This window comes from Flavobacterium sp. HBTb2-11-1 (assembly GCF_009826975.1).
Taxonomy (GTDB): domain Bacteria; phylum Bacteroidota; class Bacteroidia; order Flavobacteriales; family Flavobacteriaceae; genus Flavobacterium.
In genome coordinates this window covers 74,295-92,317 of sequence record NZ_WUMO01000012.1, presented here as the reverse complement: position 1 = coordinate 92,317, position 18,023 = coordinate 74,295, and the positions used below count along the sequence as shown (strand labels likewise).

The following is an 18,023-nucleotide window of genomic DNA, read 5'->3' as shown; positions in this document are numbered from 1 at the left end:
TTAGGTATCATGAAAAACTATACACTACTTTTAATTACAATTATAGGTGCTTTTTCATTTAACAGCTATGCACAGCAGTCAAAAATAAATAATGCTGACAAAAAGTATGATGGCTATGCTTACATAGATGCAATCAAAACCTATGAAAAAGTTGCTGCAAAAGGCTACAAATCTGAAGACATGTTTAAAAAACTGGGAAATGCCTATTACTTCAATTCAGATTTTCAAAATGCAGCGAAATGGTATGGCGAATTATTTGCAATGAACACAAATGTTGAACCAGAATACTATTTTAGATATGCGCAATCTTTAAAATCTACTGGTGACCTCAACAAAGCCAATAAGCTTCTGGATGAGTTTAATGCTCTCTCCAAAAATGACAGCAGAGGAAAACTTTACAAAGAAGATGTAAACTACTTGGATCAGATTAAAGCAAATTCTGGGAGGTACCAGATAGAAGACGCGGGTATAAATAGTAGGTACTCAGATTACGGATCATTTATTTACAACAACAAAATATATTTTGCTTCAGCGCGAGATACGGGAAATTTCACAAAACGCAAACACAAATGGACGGGAGAATATTTCACCAATATTTATAACGCTGATCTAGATCCTGCAACAGGAAGCACATCGAAAGTAAATAAATTTAAATCAGCTATTAATACCAAATTTCATGAAGCGTCTCCTGTTTTTACAAAAGACGGAAAAACGGTCTATTTTACCAGGAACAATTATATTGATGGAAAAAAAGGAAAAGACGAAAACAAAGTTACCTTAATAAAACTTTACAAAGCAGAGCTGGGAAAAGATAATAAATGGACCAATATTACAGAGCTACCTTTCAACAGTAATAATTACAGTACGGCTCACCCAGCTCTTAGTCCAGATGAAAAAACACTGTATTTTGCTTCTGATATGCCTGGATCAATTGGAGAGTCAGACATATATAAAGTCAGTATCAATCCAAATGGAGGTTATGGACCGCCAGAAAATCTCGGAAATAGCATTAATACGGAAGGGAAAGAAACATATCCTTATCTGACCAGCGAAAATGAGATTTATTTTGCATCTGACGGGCATCCAGGTTTGGGAGGTTTGGATGTTTTTGTTGGCGATATCGACAATAGCGGAAAAGTTAGCAATATCCAAAATGTGGGAGCAGATGTCAATTCGCCAAAAGATGATTTTGCGTACATCATTGATCCCGAAACAAGAAGAGGCTTTTTCAGTTCCAACAAAGAGGGCGGACAGGGTTCTGATGATATTTACAAATTTCTAGAAACTAAAAGGCTCAGATGTGTTCAGGAATTGTATGGCGCTATAACAGATGCTGAAACCGGTGCCGTGCTGCCTGGAGCAAAAGTTACTTTGTACGATGATCAGATGAATCTCAAAAACTCCGCTGTTGCAGATGGTGCTGGACTTTACTCCTTTGCTGTAGATTGCGGAAAAACCTATTATGTAAGAGCTGAAAAACCAGAATACACAACCAGAGAATTAAGTGTTACCATTGAAAAAACAAGCGGTAAAACAAACTTGCCAATTGCATTGGAAAAAGCTACCTGCAAAGTTACTGTGGGTGATGATTTAGGAAAATGTTTCGGCATTAAAATGATTTATTTCGATTTGGATAAATCAAATATTAGAACCGAAGCTGCATTGGATTTAGAAAAAATACTAGCGGTTCTGAACGACTATCCTAATATGAAACTAGACATTCGTTCGCACACAGACAGTAGAGCTTCTCACCAATACAACGAAGCTTTATCTGACCGAAGAGCAAAATCAACTATTCAATGGCTTGTTAAAAACGGAATTGCGCCAAACCGATTAACTGGAAGAGGATATGGCGAAACAGAACTTGTAAATAAATGCGCAGATGGCGTTCCATGTACCGAAGAAGAACATCAGGCCAACAGACGAAGTGAATTTATTATCACTGCTTTATAATCTTAACAATAGACCGAAAAAAAAGCTGCTTTTAAGCAGCTTTTTTTAATTTAAAAAGTCGTTGCAATTCTATGAATCACAACGACTTCTAAAAAACCAACCTGTTCAATAAATCTTTAAAGCTTAACAAAAATGTTAGTGTAATATTTTTTTCCCGTAGCAGGATCTGTCGTTACAGACAATCCAAAATGAGTAAAATCTCCTTCAATATTTTCTTTGTGGCCAGGACTGTCAAGCCAAGCTCTTACAGCTGCCTCCGGAGTTTTATAATTGTAGGCAACATTCTCTCCTACTTTCTTTGCTCCTAATACACTAGTCATATTACTAGATCTAGCCGCAAAATCATTATGATTCACAACATTATTCTCAATCATATATTTGTTATGCTCTTCGCATTTAAAAGATATATGATTCACCCTTTCCAAAGCATTTAAACCAATACTCACACGGTATTCGTTTATCAGCCTCATCGTTTCTATTTCGGTATCATTGTATGTGTAATTTGCAACAAGCGTTTCTGTTGGACTAGGAGTATCCAAGCTTGCTTCGGCAGCGTCAGCAGAACATGCGTTCATTGCGACTAAAATCGCAATGAACAACATGGTGCGCGTAATCTTTTTCATAATCATCAGCATGGTAGCGGTTTAAAGTAAATGTTGGGGCAAATCCTTTAAATTTATTTTTGAATAAATATCGTTTGCTTTATTGTATTCCAAACGTATTCAATTTACCGTTAAAGTGCAAAAATAATCGATGAAATGCACTTATTTTATATTTTTACCTATAAAATTCCTACGTAAAAATACTTTTATGAAGATAATCTTTCAATCTTCCAAGAAAAATCTGACTGGCTAGTATAACGAATTCTATCATGAAGTCGATTTGGTCTTCCCTGCCAAAATTCAACTTGAAGTGGAGTCACAATATATCCTCCCCAGTTTTCAGGTCTAGGAATTGGCTTTCCTTCGAACTCAGCTTCTAGTTTTTTTAAGTTTTCCTCTAAAAAAGTTCTCGACGGAATCACTTCGCTCTGATGAGAAACAATTGCTCCAAGCTTACTTCCATCTGGACGTGAATCAAAATAATTGTCTGAAATAATTTCAGAGGTTTTTTGAGCAATCCCTTTAATAATAACTTGGCGTTCCATTTCCTGCCAAAAAAAAGACAGACAAATGTTTGGATTTGCTTCTATCGCTTTTCCTTTTTCCGAATTATAATTGGTGTAAAATATAAATCCTTCTTCAGAGAATTTCTTCAATAAAACCACACGCGATTTCGGAAAACCATCCAATCCAATCGTCGAAACCGTCATAGCATTTACCTCTCCGCTTCCGCCAAAATCTTCCACTTCATGAAACCATCTGTTAAAAAGATTAATCGGATCCTCAGGAATATTAGTTTCTAATAATTCGCTTTTCTCGTAAGATTTTCTATAATTACTTAAATCGTTCATGATTTATTATTTTAGATTATTGACTTTAGATTTTATTTTTTTTCAGGTTTCAAGTTTGTCAGGTTGAGCGGAGTCGAAGCCTTTCTAATTCCAATAATAAACTTAGCATCTTAAAACCTTAGTATCTTAGCATCTTTTTTTAAAACTCAAAACTCACCCCATCATCTCCTAATAGAACATTTGGAAAAACTTCCTCAGCTTCTTCCTTAAAAGGCTCTATTCCATCATATCGTGTTGAATAGTGACCTAAAATCAATTGCTTTACATTAGCTTTTAAAGCAATATTTGCGGCTTCTTTTGCTGTCGAATGCAGTGTTTTTTCTGCCAATCTAGCTTCAGATTCCAAAAATGTCGATTCGTGATACAAAATATCTGTGTTCTGTATAATCGGAATTATCTCTTCGTTATAAACCGTGTCTGAACAAAAAGCATAACTTTTTGCTGGTGGCGGATCGAAAGTAAGTTTTTCGTTCTCTACTACTGTTCCATCGTCAAGCGTAATATCTCCGCCATTTTTTATTTTCTGATAATACGCCACATGAATATTATAACGCTGAACTGCTTCGACGTCTAACTTTCTCTCATCTGGTTTTTCTTGAAAAAGATAGCCATTTGTATAAACACGATGTTTTAGCGGAATCGTTTTTACAATAACCTTCTTGTCTTCAAAAATAACTTCACTTTGATTAGATTCTAATTCGTGAAAAAACAAAGAATAAGTGGTCCAAGATTCAGTGAGTTTTAATTGAATTAAAATCAATTCTTTTATCCCTTTCGGACCATAAATATGCAAATCTGTAGTTCGTCCTAAAAGTGAAAAAGTAGAAATCGTTCCAATTAATCCAAACAAATGATCGCCGTGAAGATGCGAGATAAAAATGTGATTGATTTTGGAAAATTTAATCTTATTTTTTCGAAGCTGTACCTGAGTTCCTTCGCCACAGTCAATTAAAAACAAACGATTCTTTATTTCTAAAACCTGCGAAGTCGGATTAGTAAGTGTTCTGGGAGTTGCGGCATAACAGCCAAGTATAGTTAACTTCATTTTAGATTGTTGATTTTAGATTTTAGATTGTTTTTTAGACTTCAACATTCAAAATCTAAAATCTGAACTCTAAAATCTACAATTAAAACCCTAAGTCTCTTTCTATTTCTTCCATTTCGATAATATCGTGAGCTTCCAAAAGAGAAGGCACTACCACCAATTTATCTGAAATAGCATTAAAATCAAGGTCAGTTGCTACAATTACAAACGATTTTTTGGCTTTTTTCTGAACTTTAGAAAGCGGTAAAAAAGCTTTTAAATCATTTTCAGAAATATTAGAATCTGATGATAAATCGATTATAATATTCTGTTTTTCAAAGGTTTTAAATTGTTGCGTTACTTTTTCCAAGAAAGCATTTACATCTCCTTGCGTATCTTTAATCGTAACAGTATGTCCTTTTTGATCTACTTTCATTTTATAATGTATGGGGCTTATATTTTATGATGCTAATTTACTAAGTTTTTTGTTGTTGTTTCAAGTTTCATGTTCGAAGTTTCAAGTTTGTCAGGCTGAGCGGAGTCGAAGCCCACGTTTGCACAACACATTTCGTTTTCAAAAGCACTTCGACTCCGCTCAGTGTGACAAGTAGGTATTCACGTTCCAAAACTTGAAACTTGAAACAAAAAACTTATTGAATCTTAGAAGCCAGCAAATAAATAACCGCCATTCTAATCGCTACACCATTCTCCACCTGATTCAAGATTACGGAATGATCAGAATCTGCCACTTCAGAAGTAATCTCTACTCCTCTATTGATTGGCCCTGGGTGCATGATTATGATTTCTTTTCCTAGCGAATCCAAAAGCGGTTTATCCACTCCGTATTGCTGAGCGTACTCACGTGTCGATGGGAAGAAATTCACATCCATACGTTCGTTTTGCACACGAAGCATATTCGCCACATCACACCATTCTAAGGCTTTTCTTAAATTCGGTTCAACCGTAACTCCAAGCGATTCAATATATCTCGGAATCAACGTTTTTGGTCCGCAAACTTTTACTTCTGCGCCTTGCATCTGCAAAGCATATATGTTTGAAAGCGCTACACGCGAGTGCAGAATATCGCCTACAATAACTACTTTTTTTCCAGCAACATCTCCCAGTTTTTCTCTGATAGAATAACTGTCCAATAAAGCCTGAGTTGGGTGTTCGTGCGCACCGTCTCCTGCGTTTACAATGCTTGCCTTGACATTTTTAGATAAAAAATAAGCCGCTCCGGGATTAGAGTGGCGCATTACAACCATATCCACTTTCATCGAAAGGATATTGTTTACAGTATCAATCAAGGTTTCTCCTTTTTTAACCGATGACTGAGCTGCAGAAAAACTGATGACATCAGCAGATAAACGTTTCTGCGCTAATTCAAAAGAGAGTTTGGTTCTGGTACTGTTTTCGAAGAAAATATTGGCAATAGTAATATCTCGTAATGAAGGAACTTTTTTAATTGGTCTATTAATGACTTCTTTAAAATGATCTGCCGTTTCAAAAATCAGGTTAATATCATTCTCGTTGATATATTTGATTCCTAATAAATGATCTACGCTTAATTCTTTCATGTTTAATGTTTAACTGTTTATTTGTTGAATCGTTTAATCGTTTGCTTTGCGATTAAACAGTTAACCGATTTAACGATTAACTATTTTTATAATTTTTAATTGAGTAATCGAAATGAATCGATTAAACAATTAACCGATTAAACGATTAACCAAACTTAATTCGTCACTAAGTGAACAACATCTTCACCATCATTTTCTTTCCAGCTTACAATTACTTTCTCGCCATTAATAGCATCTACCTGACGGCCTCTGTAATCGGGCTGAATTGGTAAATGACGGCTGAAACGTCTGTCTATTAAAACCAATAATTCAATTTCTGATGGTCTCCCGAAAGATTGAATGGCAGTTAAGGCAGAACGAATGCTTCTTCCGGTAAACAAAACGTCATCAATAAAAATGACTTTTTTGTCTTCGACTATAAAATTGATTTGGGTTTTATTGGCTTCAAGCGGTTTATCAGTACGACGGAAATCATCTCTAAAAAAAGTGATGTCCAGATATCCCAAAGAAATTTCAGGAACCTTGTATTCGTTTTCTAATATTTGTTTTAAACGTTCAGCTAAAAAAACGCCTCTTGGCTGAATTCCAACTAAAATAGTTTCAGAGAAATCAAGATGTTTTTCGATTAACTGACAAGCCAAACGATGGAGTATGATAGTAACTTCTTTAGAATTAAGTAATACTTTTTGACTCATAAGTGAATGTAATGTTTGGTTGCGCAAATATACGGAATCTGATTTTATTTGTTGGGGTGTTGGGGTTGGAAATATTTTTTTACATTAACACAAAATCTAAATTTAATTTTCATTTTTTTAGAACTGAATTTAAAATTAAAAATTCTAATTTAGCAGAAAAAGCAATATTTACTATTTAAAATACCTAATTTTAAGAGTAAAGTTTAAAATTACAAATGAATGGATAAACTAAGAATCACAGAACTTTTTATTGAAAATGTAGGGCCATTTGAGTACCAGCATTTTGTCTTTCCAGAAAAAAAGAATACTTCAAAAGCTGAAATTCATTTAATCACTGGAGAAAATGGTACAGGAAAGACAACATTGCTTCTTATGCTTTCATCATTAAATGAGAATCACCAAGCTCGCAAAAGATTTCTTTTTCCAAATGGAACTAGTTCTTACACAATAAAATTTTCAAATTCTCAAGAATATACTGTTAGCTCGAAAAGTGGAAGCGGACGCATGGCATATAGTAAAATGCCAAAATTCCTCTCAGAATATAATCAAAAAACTGAATCGCGAGGAAACACATTTAATTTCGCTTTTTTTGCTTATTCTGGTAGCAGAAATTTAAGTAGTGGTAATCTTCAATCAATTCAAGAATTAACGAATAATCCATTTGAAAATGCATTAAATTTTGGGAGTTCTACAAATACACAAAATCTAATACAGTGGATTGCAAATCTTAAAACAAAAGAGGCATTAGCTCTAGTTAAAAATGAAAAAAGCAGAGCTAGTATATACAGTTCTTCGATAAGTCGAATAGAAAATAGTATTAGCAAAATTATTGATAAAAAACTCACATTTGTATTGGAAGATGACCCATTAAATGTAGTTATTCAACTTGATAATAAATTTCTATCATTCGACCTCTTACCTGATGGTTTAAAAGCTATTATTAGCTGGATTTCAGATCTTTTAATGAGATTAGACAGGATAAAATGGACGGAAGAAATTGAACCACTAGACAGAAATTTCATTTTATTTTTAGATGAAATTGATGTGCATTTGCATCCTGCATGGCAAAGAAAAATACTCCCTGTAATCCAAGATTTATTTACTAATGCTCAAATTTTCATTTCAACTCATTCCCCATTTGTTGTTGGCTCTATAGATGGTGCATGGATTCATAGAATTTCATTATCAAAAAATAGCGCAAAAAATGATGAACCATTATTATCTGAAGACTCTAAAAGTTACAATCTAGTTTTAAAAGAAATTTTCAATATTCATTCTTTTTTTGGAATAGAATTAGAGAAGAAACTAGAAGAGTTTCGTGAGGTAAGAAATAAAATAATTCATAAAGGTCCTGATGATAATTCTTTAAACCAATTAAAAACATTGCTTAAATATTTTAAAGAGCAAGAAAGTATTGAATTAGAAAATATGATAGGAATGGAAATTTTACAATTGAAACGAATAATAAACGATGACAATATACTAAATGATTAATTTTAATAGATCAAATATTCCCGCTGAACTTAATAGCAAATGGGTTCATTATACAAAATTATTTTTAGGACGAAGAAAAACAGGACAAGGAACATTTTATTGGAATAAGTATCCAAATTCATCTGGAATCCCAATCAGCCATTTTATAATTAAAGAATTATTAAACATTTCAAATTATCATTGTGCATATTGTGAAAAATTCCCTCTATGGACATCTGACGAAACAATAGATCATTTTAAACCAAAGAGCATTTATCCTCTAGGTGCTTATCAATGGTCCAATCTTTTTCCTGCCTGTGACAATTGTCAAACATGTAAATTGAACAAATTTTCAGTTGAATTATTAAAACCTGATGAACTAACCTTCAACTTTAACAAATATTTTATGATCGATTATACAACATTTAAAATTTTAGCTAATCCGAGAGCTATAAAATTTGATCGTAAAAGAGCTAATAAAACTATCGAAATTTTCAATTTAAATGAAAAAGCGCATTTAATCTCTAGAAGGCATCAGTTTCAAAGATACCATGGAACTAATGCTCAAAATAGAGATCTAAATGATTTTGCATATAGATACATGTTTTAGTGTTATTAAAATCCAAATCCTAAAACATTTCTAAAAAATTCTATAACACATTTTCCTGATTCGTGAAGTAATTTTAAGTATCAATTTAAAACATCAGAATCATGCAAAATAAAATACTAAGATTGTTAATGGTATTCGTAATACTGTTTTCATTTTCAAGCTGTGAAGTTATAGGAGACATTTTTAAAGCCGGAATGGGATTCGGGATATTTATCGTAATTTTTATCATTGCGATTATTATCTGGATTTTCGCTAAAATGTTCGGAAGCAAATAGTAGTAAAATAAACAAATAAAAAATCCCAAATTCCAATTTTTATAGCGGGATTGTTTTTTTGCCACAAATTACACAAATTAGCATAAATTTAATTCGTGGAAATTCGTGTAATTAGTGGCTATATTTTTAAATACAAAAAATCCCAAACTCCAAGTTTTATTTGGAATTTGGGATTTTAATATATTGGAATTTAAAGATTAAAGATTGTACATCTTCTTTCTTTGTTCTTGAATTTTTTCATCATCAAGATATTCGTCAAATGTCATGTAACGATCGATAACTCCGTTTGGTGTCAATTCTACGATTCTGTTACCTACAGTTTGCGCGAACTCGTGGTCATGCGTTGTGAAGATTACAGAACCTTTAAAGTTCTTCAATGAGTTATTGAAAGCTGTAATAGACTCCAAATCTAAGTGGTTTGTTGGCTCGTCTAACATTAAAACGTTTGCACGCTCCATCATCATTCTAGAAAGCATACAACGTACTTTTTCTCCTCCAGATAAAACTCTAGACGTTTTAAGAGCTTCTTCTCCAGAGAAAATCATTTTCCCTAAGAAACCTCTAATGAAAACCTCGTCACGCTCTTCTTCTGTTTTAGCGTATTGACGTAACCAGTCAACTAAAGTCAAATCGTTTTCGAAATATTTGTGGTTTTCAGCTGGCAAATACGCTTGGTTGGTTGTAATTCCCCAATCAAAAGTTCCTGCGTCTGCTTTTTGTTCTCCGTTTAAGATTTCGTAGAAAGCTGTTGTTGCGCGTGAATCTTTAGAGAAAAGAACGATTTTATCGCCTTTTGCCATATTCAAATCCACATCTTTAAATAAAACCTCTCCGTCTACAGAAGCCGCTAAATTTTGAACGTTCAAAATCTGATCTCCCGCTTCGCGATCCTGATCGAAAATAATCGCAGGGTAACGACGGCTAGAAGGTTTGATTTCGGCAATGTTTAATTTCGAAATCATTTTTTTACGAGAAGTAGCTTGTTTCGATTTCGCCACGTTTGCACTAAAACGACGAATAAATTCTTCAAGCTCTTGTTTCTTCTCTTCTGCTTTTTTGTTTTGCTGCGCACGCTGTTTTGCCGCTAATTGGCTAGACTCGTACCAGAACGTATAGTTTCCTGAGTAGTGATTGATTTTTCCGAAATCAATATCAGAAATATGAGTACAAACCGCATCTAAAAAGTGACGGTCGTGAGATACAACGATTACAGTGTTTTCGTAGTTTGCCAAGAAGTTTTCTAACCAAGCGATTGTCTCAAAATCCAAATCGTTGGTAGGCTCATCCATAATTAGCAAATCTGGATTTCCGAAAAGCGCCTGCGCCAAAAGCACACGTACTTTCATTTTTCCTTCCATATCAGCCATTAAAGTATAATGATCTGCTTCTGTGATTCCTAAGTTAGATAACATTGCTGCAGCGTCAGAATCGGCGTTCCATCCGTTCATTTCTTCAAACTGAACTTGTAACTCCCCTATTCTGTCTGCATTGGCATCATTATAATCTAAATAAAGTTCATCCATTTCTTTTTTAACAGCGTACAGAACTTTATTTCCCATTAAAACGGTTTCCAAAACAGTATGTTCGTCGAACATGTTGTGGTTCTGGTTTAAAACCGACATACGTTTTCCCGGCTCTAAATGAATGTGTCCAGAAGTTGGGTCGATATCGCCCGAAATCACTTTTAAGAAAGTAGATTTTCCAGCACCATTTGCTCCGATAACTCCGTAAATATTTCCATGAGTGAAAGTTGTATTTACTTCATCAAATAAAACTCTTTTACCAAACTGAACTGATAAATTATTGACTGTTAACATGAATGTCTTTTTAATTAATTTGGTGCAAAAGTACGGAAAAAGGTTCAGAGTTGCAAAGAGGCAAAGGTTCAAAGTTTTTTATGCTGATGATGGGTTCTCGCAGAGGCGCAAAGGCGCAGAGTTTTGTTTCACCAAATTGATTACTACGTAATCTTGTCATTTCGACGAAGGAGAAATCTTCACAAGTAACTCTACAAAGATTGGCAATTATTAGGACCGGAATTTCTCGCGAAGATTTCTCCTTCGTCGAAATGACAAAAATGAGGTTACTTTGGTATAAAACTTTGCGAGATTAATTTAGCTAGAGCTTACTTTCCTTTTCTAAAGCCACTTCTAAACTTTCAAAATTAGGAAGCACTTTTGCAATCATTCCTTCTTTGTTTAGAATAAAATGTGTTGGAAATGAATTCAATTGCAAAGATTCATTCATATAGACTTTCATGTCTGGAATTACAGAATACAAAAGAGGTTTTCTAGCTAAAAACGTTTTTAATTGTTCTGCTGAATCTTCGGCTAAACTCATAAAAACAATATCTTTTCTGTCTTTATATGCTGAAACTAGTTTGTTGACTTGAGGAAACTCTCTGATGCATGGCGTGCAGTGAATGTACCAGCATTTTATCACAATGATTTTTCCTTTCATGGATTCGTTGGTTACCAGATTTCCGTCTAGATCTTTAAAAGAGAATTTTGGGAAAGCGGTTCCTTCCATTTTGTAGTTTTTATAAGCATCAAAACCAATTTGATTGATTGTGGCTTTTATGCTTGTATCTGTTTTTGGTAAAATTTTAAAAAGCTTATAAAAATATGCGCTTTCTTCAGATTTTAATCGAATTGGAATATAGTTTTCGTTTGCTAATTTATCTAAAAAGGCTTCTTTTGTTATTTCTTTTGAAGCTTCGTCTAAAGCGGTAAAATCTCTCGAAAGCATTATTTTTTTATTCTGATAAACGGACCATTCTGGGTAAGTCTTTTGGATTTGAATGGGATCGACTTCTGGATTTCCGAATTTATTTTGGCTGAAAGAAAGAGTTGAAACTAAAAATGTGATTAAAATAATGAATGATTTTTTCATGAAGTTTTATGCGATAATTGTAATTTCAAAAGTACGGATTTCTTTTTAACCACGAAGTTCGCAAAGGATCTACGCAGAGTTCGCAAAGGGTTTCTCGCTCCCGATAGCTATCGGGACTGCAGATTTAGCAGATTTTTTTCTTCAAAAATTATTTTAATTGAAAACTGAGCAAATCAGCAAGCTCAATATCTAAAGCATTTGCTATTCTAATAAGAGTTTTTATACCTGTATTTATTTTGGCTCTTTCAATTCTACCAATTTGATTTCTGGGAATACCACAATCATCAGCCAAATCCTGTTGAGATAAGCCTTTTTTTTCACGCAATTGTCTGATGTGAACTCCAAGATTTATAATAAAAACTTCTTCTGAAATATCCATATTTCAAAAGTCATAACAAATATTTTTTAATTTGACACAAATTTGTGTCAAGTTTTAATATATTTACAAAAATTATAAGATTATGATTACAAATGAATTTTCAACCGAACTTGAAACAAGATTAAACGATTTCTTTACAGACAAAATTGATTGTAAAGAAATGGCAAAAATGATACGCGAAGTCAATAATGTACTTTCATTATCAGTTATGAGAAAATGCGAAACGATAAAATCGGGAATAAAGAATGTCGATGATAATTTTTACTGGCTTAATCAACTTGCAGAAGTTTTAGATCCTTATTTGGAGGCATAAAAAAATGTTTTAGCCATAAAAAAAACCCGACAATAAAATTGTCGGGTTCATAATGCGCTACTTGAGGCAAAAACCAAATAACAAATTACCTCAATTCACAGCATTTAAGAAATAAAAATTAGGTTAAAAAATAAATAACCAAACTCAATTTTAACCGTCCCAATTTTCTTATTTCTAAATTTTCAATACTTTTATTTTAGTTTAAAAAGTTCATTACTTTCAATGACTTTTTGTGTCCTGATTTATTGGTTACTATCACAACAAAAATCTGTTTACTAGCAAAACTTGGGCTATTAAGCAACACTTCTTTATTGTTTTGAATGTTTCTGTGACTTGTAACATTTTGTCCTATCGTATTGAATACGTCAACCTGAGCAATTTCTTCTGTTTCATTAGATACCGATAAAGTATTGTTTCTAAAATAAGCAACAGTCGTATTGCTATCAGGCGTTATATCTTCTACAGCCAATGTTTTAGCCGTAGCTTGCGATGCAAAATAAGCTGCATACGCTTTAGACAATTCAGATGAATTACCGCAAGAAGAGGCATCCCAGTTTACAGACCAAGTCATTAAACCTCTTAAAGAAGGATATGGTCCGCCTGGCTGCATAGTGTAGGTTCTTCCAGTGAAATTAGTTCCATTTCTTAAATAATCCATAGCGTTAATTCCTTCTGTTGGAGTTAGATATCCGCTACCTGCTGCACTTGGACAAGCTGGCAATGCAATAAGAACTTTTGAAGCTGGCAATCCATCAAAATGCATTCCTGTTGAAGCAATGTTATACCCTTTTATGATCATATCAGTTAAAGCAGTAACCATATTTGCTTTCTTAGCTGTACCATAATATTGACCGTCTAATCCGTTTTCTCCTCCTGTGTTGTACAATTGTACCGCTAACAAATCCAATTCGTTACGCAAGTTTTGAATGATTGGCAAGAACGAACCGAAAGTATCTGTATAAGTAGTATAACCACCTTGTACATATTGTGTTTCTGGAGCTGCAGTTAACAAGAATCCAGGGCCATAGTACGCTTTTAATTCTTTGAAAGCATCTACTACGTTTTTCAATCTTGGGTAAGCAGAAATACCTGCATAAGAAATGTCTCTTAAACCTCCTGCGCTAAAATTCATAGATCCGCCTTCAAAATCAATATCAACTCCATCAAATTGATACTCGTCAATAATCGCTTTTAAACCATTAACGAAAATATTTTTCTGAGTAACATTTTCTAAAACAACATGTCCATTTTGACCTCCAATAGAGACAATAACAGGAACACCGCTATCTCTTAAAGATTTTATATCATTTTTCAATAATTGCTTATCGAAAACTCCATTGGTCAAATATCTAGCATCATTTGTAGTTAGTATTGGAGTATAACCATCACGATTAACGGTTTCTACGAAAGCATAATCGACTACGTTAAATTTGCTTCCCTTTATTTGAGAAAAATATAAAAATGGAGCTGCAGTATTTTCCCAAGAATGTGCATAACCCAAAATAATTTTAGATGGAAGCGGAATAAATCTATTACCACTTATTGTAGCAATTTTAATAGTATTGTTTAAAGTAGTAACAGCAGCTTTATTATCTGTTGCTTTGATTACAATTGGATAATCCTGATAAGCAGTTGGCGTAAAATTATATGTATAAGTATTATTTGTACCTGCTGTCATATTAAATGTTCCTCCATTTATGGTAATAGTAACACCAGAAACTGATCCGTCGCTGTCAACCGCTGTAACTGAAATTGGCACAGCTTGGAAAGAGCTTTGGTAAACAGTTGTATTTGATGGCGAATTCCAAGTAATTACAGGTAATGTATTTGGACAATTTGCACCTGAACAAGTTAATGTAAAACTATAGGTTTTTGAATCTGTTTGTCCGTTTGATGCAGTAGCAGTAACGGTTAACGTATGAGAAACTCCAAACTGATTTGCTACCGGTGTCCAAACCGAAGTATAAGTTCCAGAAGAATTGGTAGCACTTATGGTTTGTCCATCTAAACTAAATACAACAGATGAGATTGTAGTCGCATCGGCAGCACTTAATCCAACACTTGCAACAAAATTAATTGATGATCCTAAATTTATAGCAATCGCCGAAGCTGTTGGCGCTGTAATGGCAACTACTGGCTTAGTCACAACCGTAGTTTGTGTATTAAAATTATAAATTGTTGGCGTTGTTGGAACTGCGAAGTTTGCCAGATTATTTGGATAATAAGCTACTTCCCCATTTTGCCAAGAATTTAATTTCAAGCTTAAAATTTGCGTATATCCTGCTACAACTGAATTATCAAAAGTATAATTTCCTGATGCATCTGTTGTCGCTAGAACGCTTTTCCAATTGTGTGTATTATCGGTCCATGGTAAAACGATTTCTACTTTAGCATTCGCTACAGGCGTTGAACCATTTTTCACAGTTCCGCTGATTAGATTTGCAGCTGCTGCTAATGCTACTTTAGCTGTTGAACTCGTATTGAAATTATAAACCGTTGGAGTTGCAGGAATTGCAAAGTTGGCTAGATTATTTGGGTAATACGCTACTTCGCCATTTTGCCAAGAGTTTAATTTCAAACTCAAAGCCTGTGTATAACCATCTATAACCGAATTGTCAAAGCTGTATTTTCCTTGTGCATCTGTTGTTGCTAAAACGCTTTTCCAGTTGTGGTTATTATCTGTCCAAGGTAAAACCAATTCTACTTTCGCTCCAGCAACAGGAATTGTTCCGTTTTTAACTGTTCCACTGATTTTGCTCGTAGTTGTTGCAACATCTTGAGTAAAATTCAATGTTTTATTAGCATTCAAATTAGAATAAACTGTAGATGCTGGCGTGAATGTTTGGCCTGTTAAAGCAGCCGTAACTGTATAATTTCCACCAGAAGCTAAAGTCAATGAATATGCTCCGCTTGCATTAGTCGTTGCAGTAACATTCCCTGCTGTAGATGATGCAGTTACTGTTACACCAGAAACTGGAGTTGTTCCGTTAAGAACTGTTCCGCTTACGGTGTATGTTACTACCGCTGCTCCTTGAGTGAAATTAAGCGTTTTATTCGCGTCAATTGCATTGTAAACTGTTGAAGCTGGTGTGTAAGAAAACCCAGATTTTGCAGCCGTAACGGTAAAGTTTAAACCAGCTGTTAATCCTGCTACGCTATACGCTCCACTTGCGTTTGAAACCGCTGTTAGTGTTGTGCTTCCAGAAACTGCAGAAATGGTTACACCAGAAACTCCTGTTGTTCCGTCTAGAACTGTTCCGCTTACTGTGTAAGTTGGTTGAGTTCCGTTAATTATAACTCCTGTCTGATTTACAGTTACATTGTTTAAAGATACTGGGACAAATGTATAACTTGCTTTTGCTGCTGTAAGCGAATAATTTTGTCCTGAAGTTAAATTATTGAAAGCAAAGTTTCCTGTAGCAGAAACTACTGTTTGGATTACGGCATTGCTTGCATTTCGCAATTCAACCGTAACATTTGTAACCAAAGCTGATCCGTTTTTTACAGAACCAGAAATACTAACTGTTCCTGGAACAACGCTTCCAAAAGAAGTATCAACTTGGTTTAATAATGAATTTGGAATTGAGCCTCTTGTATCTTGAGACAATTCCCAAATCATACCTCCTGCTAAGTTTTTAGATTTTATATATTGCACTTTTAAATCCATTGACTGTTTATCTTCATAAGAGATAAATTCTTTTGTCGTAGCATTATATAAATAAGGAACTTTAGTAGTATTATCAAAATAACGAACCCATCCAGCAGAAGCTGCAGAAGGCGTTACCATCATAGTATTTGGATCTAAGTAAGGATGTGAATTGGTAACTGGGTTTCCTACTAAATCGCAGATTTCGATACTTCCTGATTTTTCACAAGCTCCAGAACCATCCCATGTACCTGTTGGGTTTTGCGGATTTGTACATCCACCAACTATATATCTTGGTGCTGAAACAAACAATCCGTTTGTTGAATTTGCGGCAACGTTATCGAATTTTTTTCCGTAAAAAGGCAATCCCATAATTAATTTATTGGCAGGAAAACCAATTACATTCAAATATTGATTAGTCAATTCGTCTAATGATTCTGATTGCGTTGCGCCATACAACGGGTCATTAGGGTTTCCGCTTGCATATAAAGGTGCGTTGTAACAAGTTTTATCGTACCAGTTACCGCCAAAATCGTATCCGAAATAAGTGATATAGTCGCAATAAGTCGAAATATCTTCTGTCATTCCGTATTGTGCTCTGTTGTTTGGCCCTAAATACTGTTTAGAAACATTTCTAACATTGTTTCCAGCAGCAATTGTCACCAATTTATTTGGCATTGCCTGACGCATCGCTTTCAATAAAAGCACTAAATTTTTATTATCGTCAGGGCTATATTTTTGTGGAGGAACAGGCGCACCATTTACTATTTCTGTACCGTCAGTTCCGCCAGAAAGAGGATACTCCCAATCGATATCGAAACCATCAATAAACGGGTATGTAGTAATGAAGTTTGCCATGTCTGCTGCTAAAGCCGCTCTTGCTACAGGACTTGCAGCAATTGGAGAAAGATCTTGACCTTTTGTCCAGCCTCCGACAGAGATTAAAACTTTTAAATGCGGATACTTTTCTTTCAATTTCATTAAATCATAAAAGTTTCCTTTTACTGGTGCATCCCAAGGGATTCCACCTTCCATATGCTCAAAATCAGCATAAGTGTCTAAACATTTTAATTTTGTATTCTCAGGATGGGCAGGATCATAAGTGGTCCCATAAAAAGAATAATTTAAATGCGTCAATTTACTTCCATCAATCTTCGGAACATTAAAGTCCCTGGCATAGATAGACCATTGTGCATAATACCCTACTACTTTTTTTCCGTGGGCTGGTTGCGCCAACGCAAGTAAGGGAAACAGTAACAAAAAGAGCAATCTGTAAAAATGTTTCATAATTAATAAATATTAGTTAATAGAAAATAAGTAATTGGGCCGCAGCAGCATCTAGCTTCTGGGTTTCGCTCAACTGCAGGTTGGAAGGCTGCTGTCGATTGGAAATAAACTCAAATTAAATTCTATAGATAAATATTACTATTACTGATTCATACATAATCATTAGCCAATAGTAGTGATTGATATTTATTTATAATTTTTAAAAAATTAATGTTAAATACAAATGATAAATTTGGGACTACTCATCAATCTATACTCTTTTATTGTCATGTTTTGTGGTATTCTTTCTATTTGGTTTTTAAAAGGTTAATACTCCGTTATTGGTTATTTTTTTTAAAATTTTTACTGATTATTTCTGATGTGTTTGTTCTAAAAATTCAAAGTTGTCATTGTAATTATCCCTGCCATAAATATGGCAGAGATAATTATCACTCTAAAAAAACATT

General features: G+C 34.2%; 15 protein-coding genes. 5 read left to right on the top strand and 10 right to left on the bottom strand.

All coding sequences use genetic code 11. From position 1 onward, the window contains the following. The first annotated feature begins 9 nt into the window (after positions 1-9). The gene (locus GR162_RS20795) at positions 10-1,953 is read left to right on the top strand and encodes an OmpA family protein (protein ID WP_160783691.1); all 1,944 of its coding nucleotides are present in this window, start codon (positions 10-12) and stop codon (positions 1,951-1,953) included. Between the two features lie 116 nt (positions 1,954-2,069). On the opposite strand, the gene GR162_RS20790 is transcribed toward GR162_RS20795, so the two are convergent. The 6 genes from GR162_RS20790 to pyrR form a co-directional block, all read right to left on the bottom strand. After that, a complete protein-coding gene (locus tag GR162_RS20790) occupies positions 2,070-2,576 on the bottom strand; it encodes a CAP domain-containing protein (protein ID WP_202393978.1) in 507 nt (168 codons plus the stop codon). A gap of 185 nt (positions 2,577-2,761) precedes the next feature. Then, positions 2,762-3,406 carry a pyridoxamine 5'-phosphate oxidase gene (gene pdxH, locus GR162_RS20785; RefSeq protein WP_160783690.1) on the bottom strand — a complete coding sequence of 215 codons (645 nt, stop codon included), beginning with the start codon at positions 3,404-3,406 and terminating at the stop codon, positions 2,762-2,764. A gap of 139 nt (positions 3,407-3,545) precedes the next feature. After that, positions 3,546-4,451: a ribonuclease Z gene (locus tag GR162_RS20780; protein ID WP_160783689.1), complete on the bottom strand. Its 906-nt coding sequence runs from the start codon at positions 4,449-4,451 to the stop codon at positions 3,546-3,548. A gap of 82 nt (positions 4,452-4,533) precedes the next feature. Continuing rightward, positions 4,534-4,866 (bottom strand): ribonuclease Z, encoded by a 333-nt coding sequence (locus GR162_RS20775; RefSeq protein ID WP_066034102.1) that lies wholly within the window; start codon positions 4,864-4,866, stop codon positions 4,534-4,536. A gap of 214 nt (positions 4,867-5,080) precedes the next feature. Next, entirely contained in the window at positions 5,081-6,007 is a 927-nt protein-coding gene (locus GR162_RS20770; RefSeq protein ID WP_160783688.1) for an aspartate carbamoyltransferase catalytic subunit, read from the bottom strand. A gap of 155 nt (positions 6,008-6,162) precedes the next feature. After that, complete coding sequence (gene pyrR / locus GR162_RS20765) at positions 6,163-6,702, bottom strand: bifunctional pyr operon transcriptional regulator/uracil phosphoribosyltransferase PyrR (RefSeq protein WP_008468864.1); 540 nt, start codon at positions 6,700-6,702, stop codon at positions 6,163-6,165. Positions 6,703-6,921: 219 nt separating this feature from the next. Here pyrR and GR162_RS20760 point away from each other — a divergent pair, with 219 nt between their 5' ends. From GR162_RS20760 to GR162_RS22195, 3 genes are all read left to right on the top strand, one after another. Next, complete coding sequence (locus GR162_RS20760; RefSeq protein ID WP_160783687.1) at positions 6,922-8,196, top strand: AAA family ATPase; 1,275 nt, start codon at positions 6,922-6,924, stop codon at positions 8,194-8,196. After that, the gene (locus GR162_RS20755) at positions 8,189-8,785 is read left to right on the top strand and encodes a retron system putative HNH endonuclease (protein WP_160783686.1); all 597 of its coding nucleotides are present in this window, start codon (positions 8,189-8,191) and stop codon (positions 8,783-8,785) included. The genes GR162_RS20760 and GR162_RS20755 overlap by 8 nt, the downstream gene beginning before the upstream one ends. Before the next feature lie 101 nt (positions 8,786-8,886). Next, on the top strand, positions 8,887-9,060 hold the full coding sequence (locus GR162_RS22195) for a hypothetical protein (RefSeq protein ID WP_165352393.1): 174 nt from the start codon (positions 8,887-8,889) through the stop codon (positions 9,058-9,060). 197 nt (positions 9,061-9,257) lie between these two features. On the opposite strand, the gene GR162_RS20750 is transcribed toward GR162_RS22195, so the two are convergent. From GR162_RS20750 to GR162_RS20740, 3 genes are all read right to left on the bottom strand, one after another. Further along, the gene (locus GR162_RS20750) at positions 9,258-10,877 is read right to left on the bottom strand and encodes an ABC-F family ATP-binding cassette domain-containing protein (RefSeq protein ID WP_091132969.1); all 1,620 of its coding nucleotides are present in this window, start codon (positions 10,875-10,877) and stop codon (positions 9,258-9,260) included. A gap of 301 nt (positions 10,878-11,178) precedes the next feature. Next, positions 11,179-11,952, bottom strand: coding sequence for a TlpA disulfide reductase family protein (locus GR162_RS20745; protein ID WP_160783685.1), 774 nt, complete (start codon positions 11,950-11,952; stop codon positions 11,179-11,181). A 148-nt stretch (positions 11,953-12,100) separates the two neighbouring features. Continuing rightward, positions 12,101-12,331: a helix-turn-helix domain-containing protein gene (locus GR162_RS20740; protein ID WP_066034095.1), complete on the bottom strand. Its 231-nt coding sequence runs from the start codon at positions 12,329-12,331 to the stop codon at positions 12,101-12,103. An 82-nt stretch (positions 12,332-12,413) separates the two neighbouring features. Here GR162_RS20740 and GR162_RS20735 point away from each other — a divergent pair, with 82 nt between their 5' ends. After that, complete coding sequence (locus GR162_RS20735; protein WP_160783684.1) at positions 12,414-12,644, top strand: hypothetical protein; 231 nt, start codon at positions 12,414-12,416, stop codon at positions 12,642-12,644. A gap of 196 nt (positions 12,645-12,840) precedes the next feature. On the opposite strand, the gene chiA is transcribed toward GR162_RS20735, so the two are convergent. Next, positions 12,841-17,577 (bottom strand): T9SS-translocated chitinase ChiA, encoded by a 4,737-nt coding sequence (gene chiA / locus GR162_RS20730; protein ID WP_160783683.1) that lies wholly within the window; start codon positions 17,575-17,577, stop codon positions 12,841-12,843. Positions 17,578-18,023: the final 446 nt, after the last annotated feature.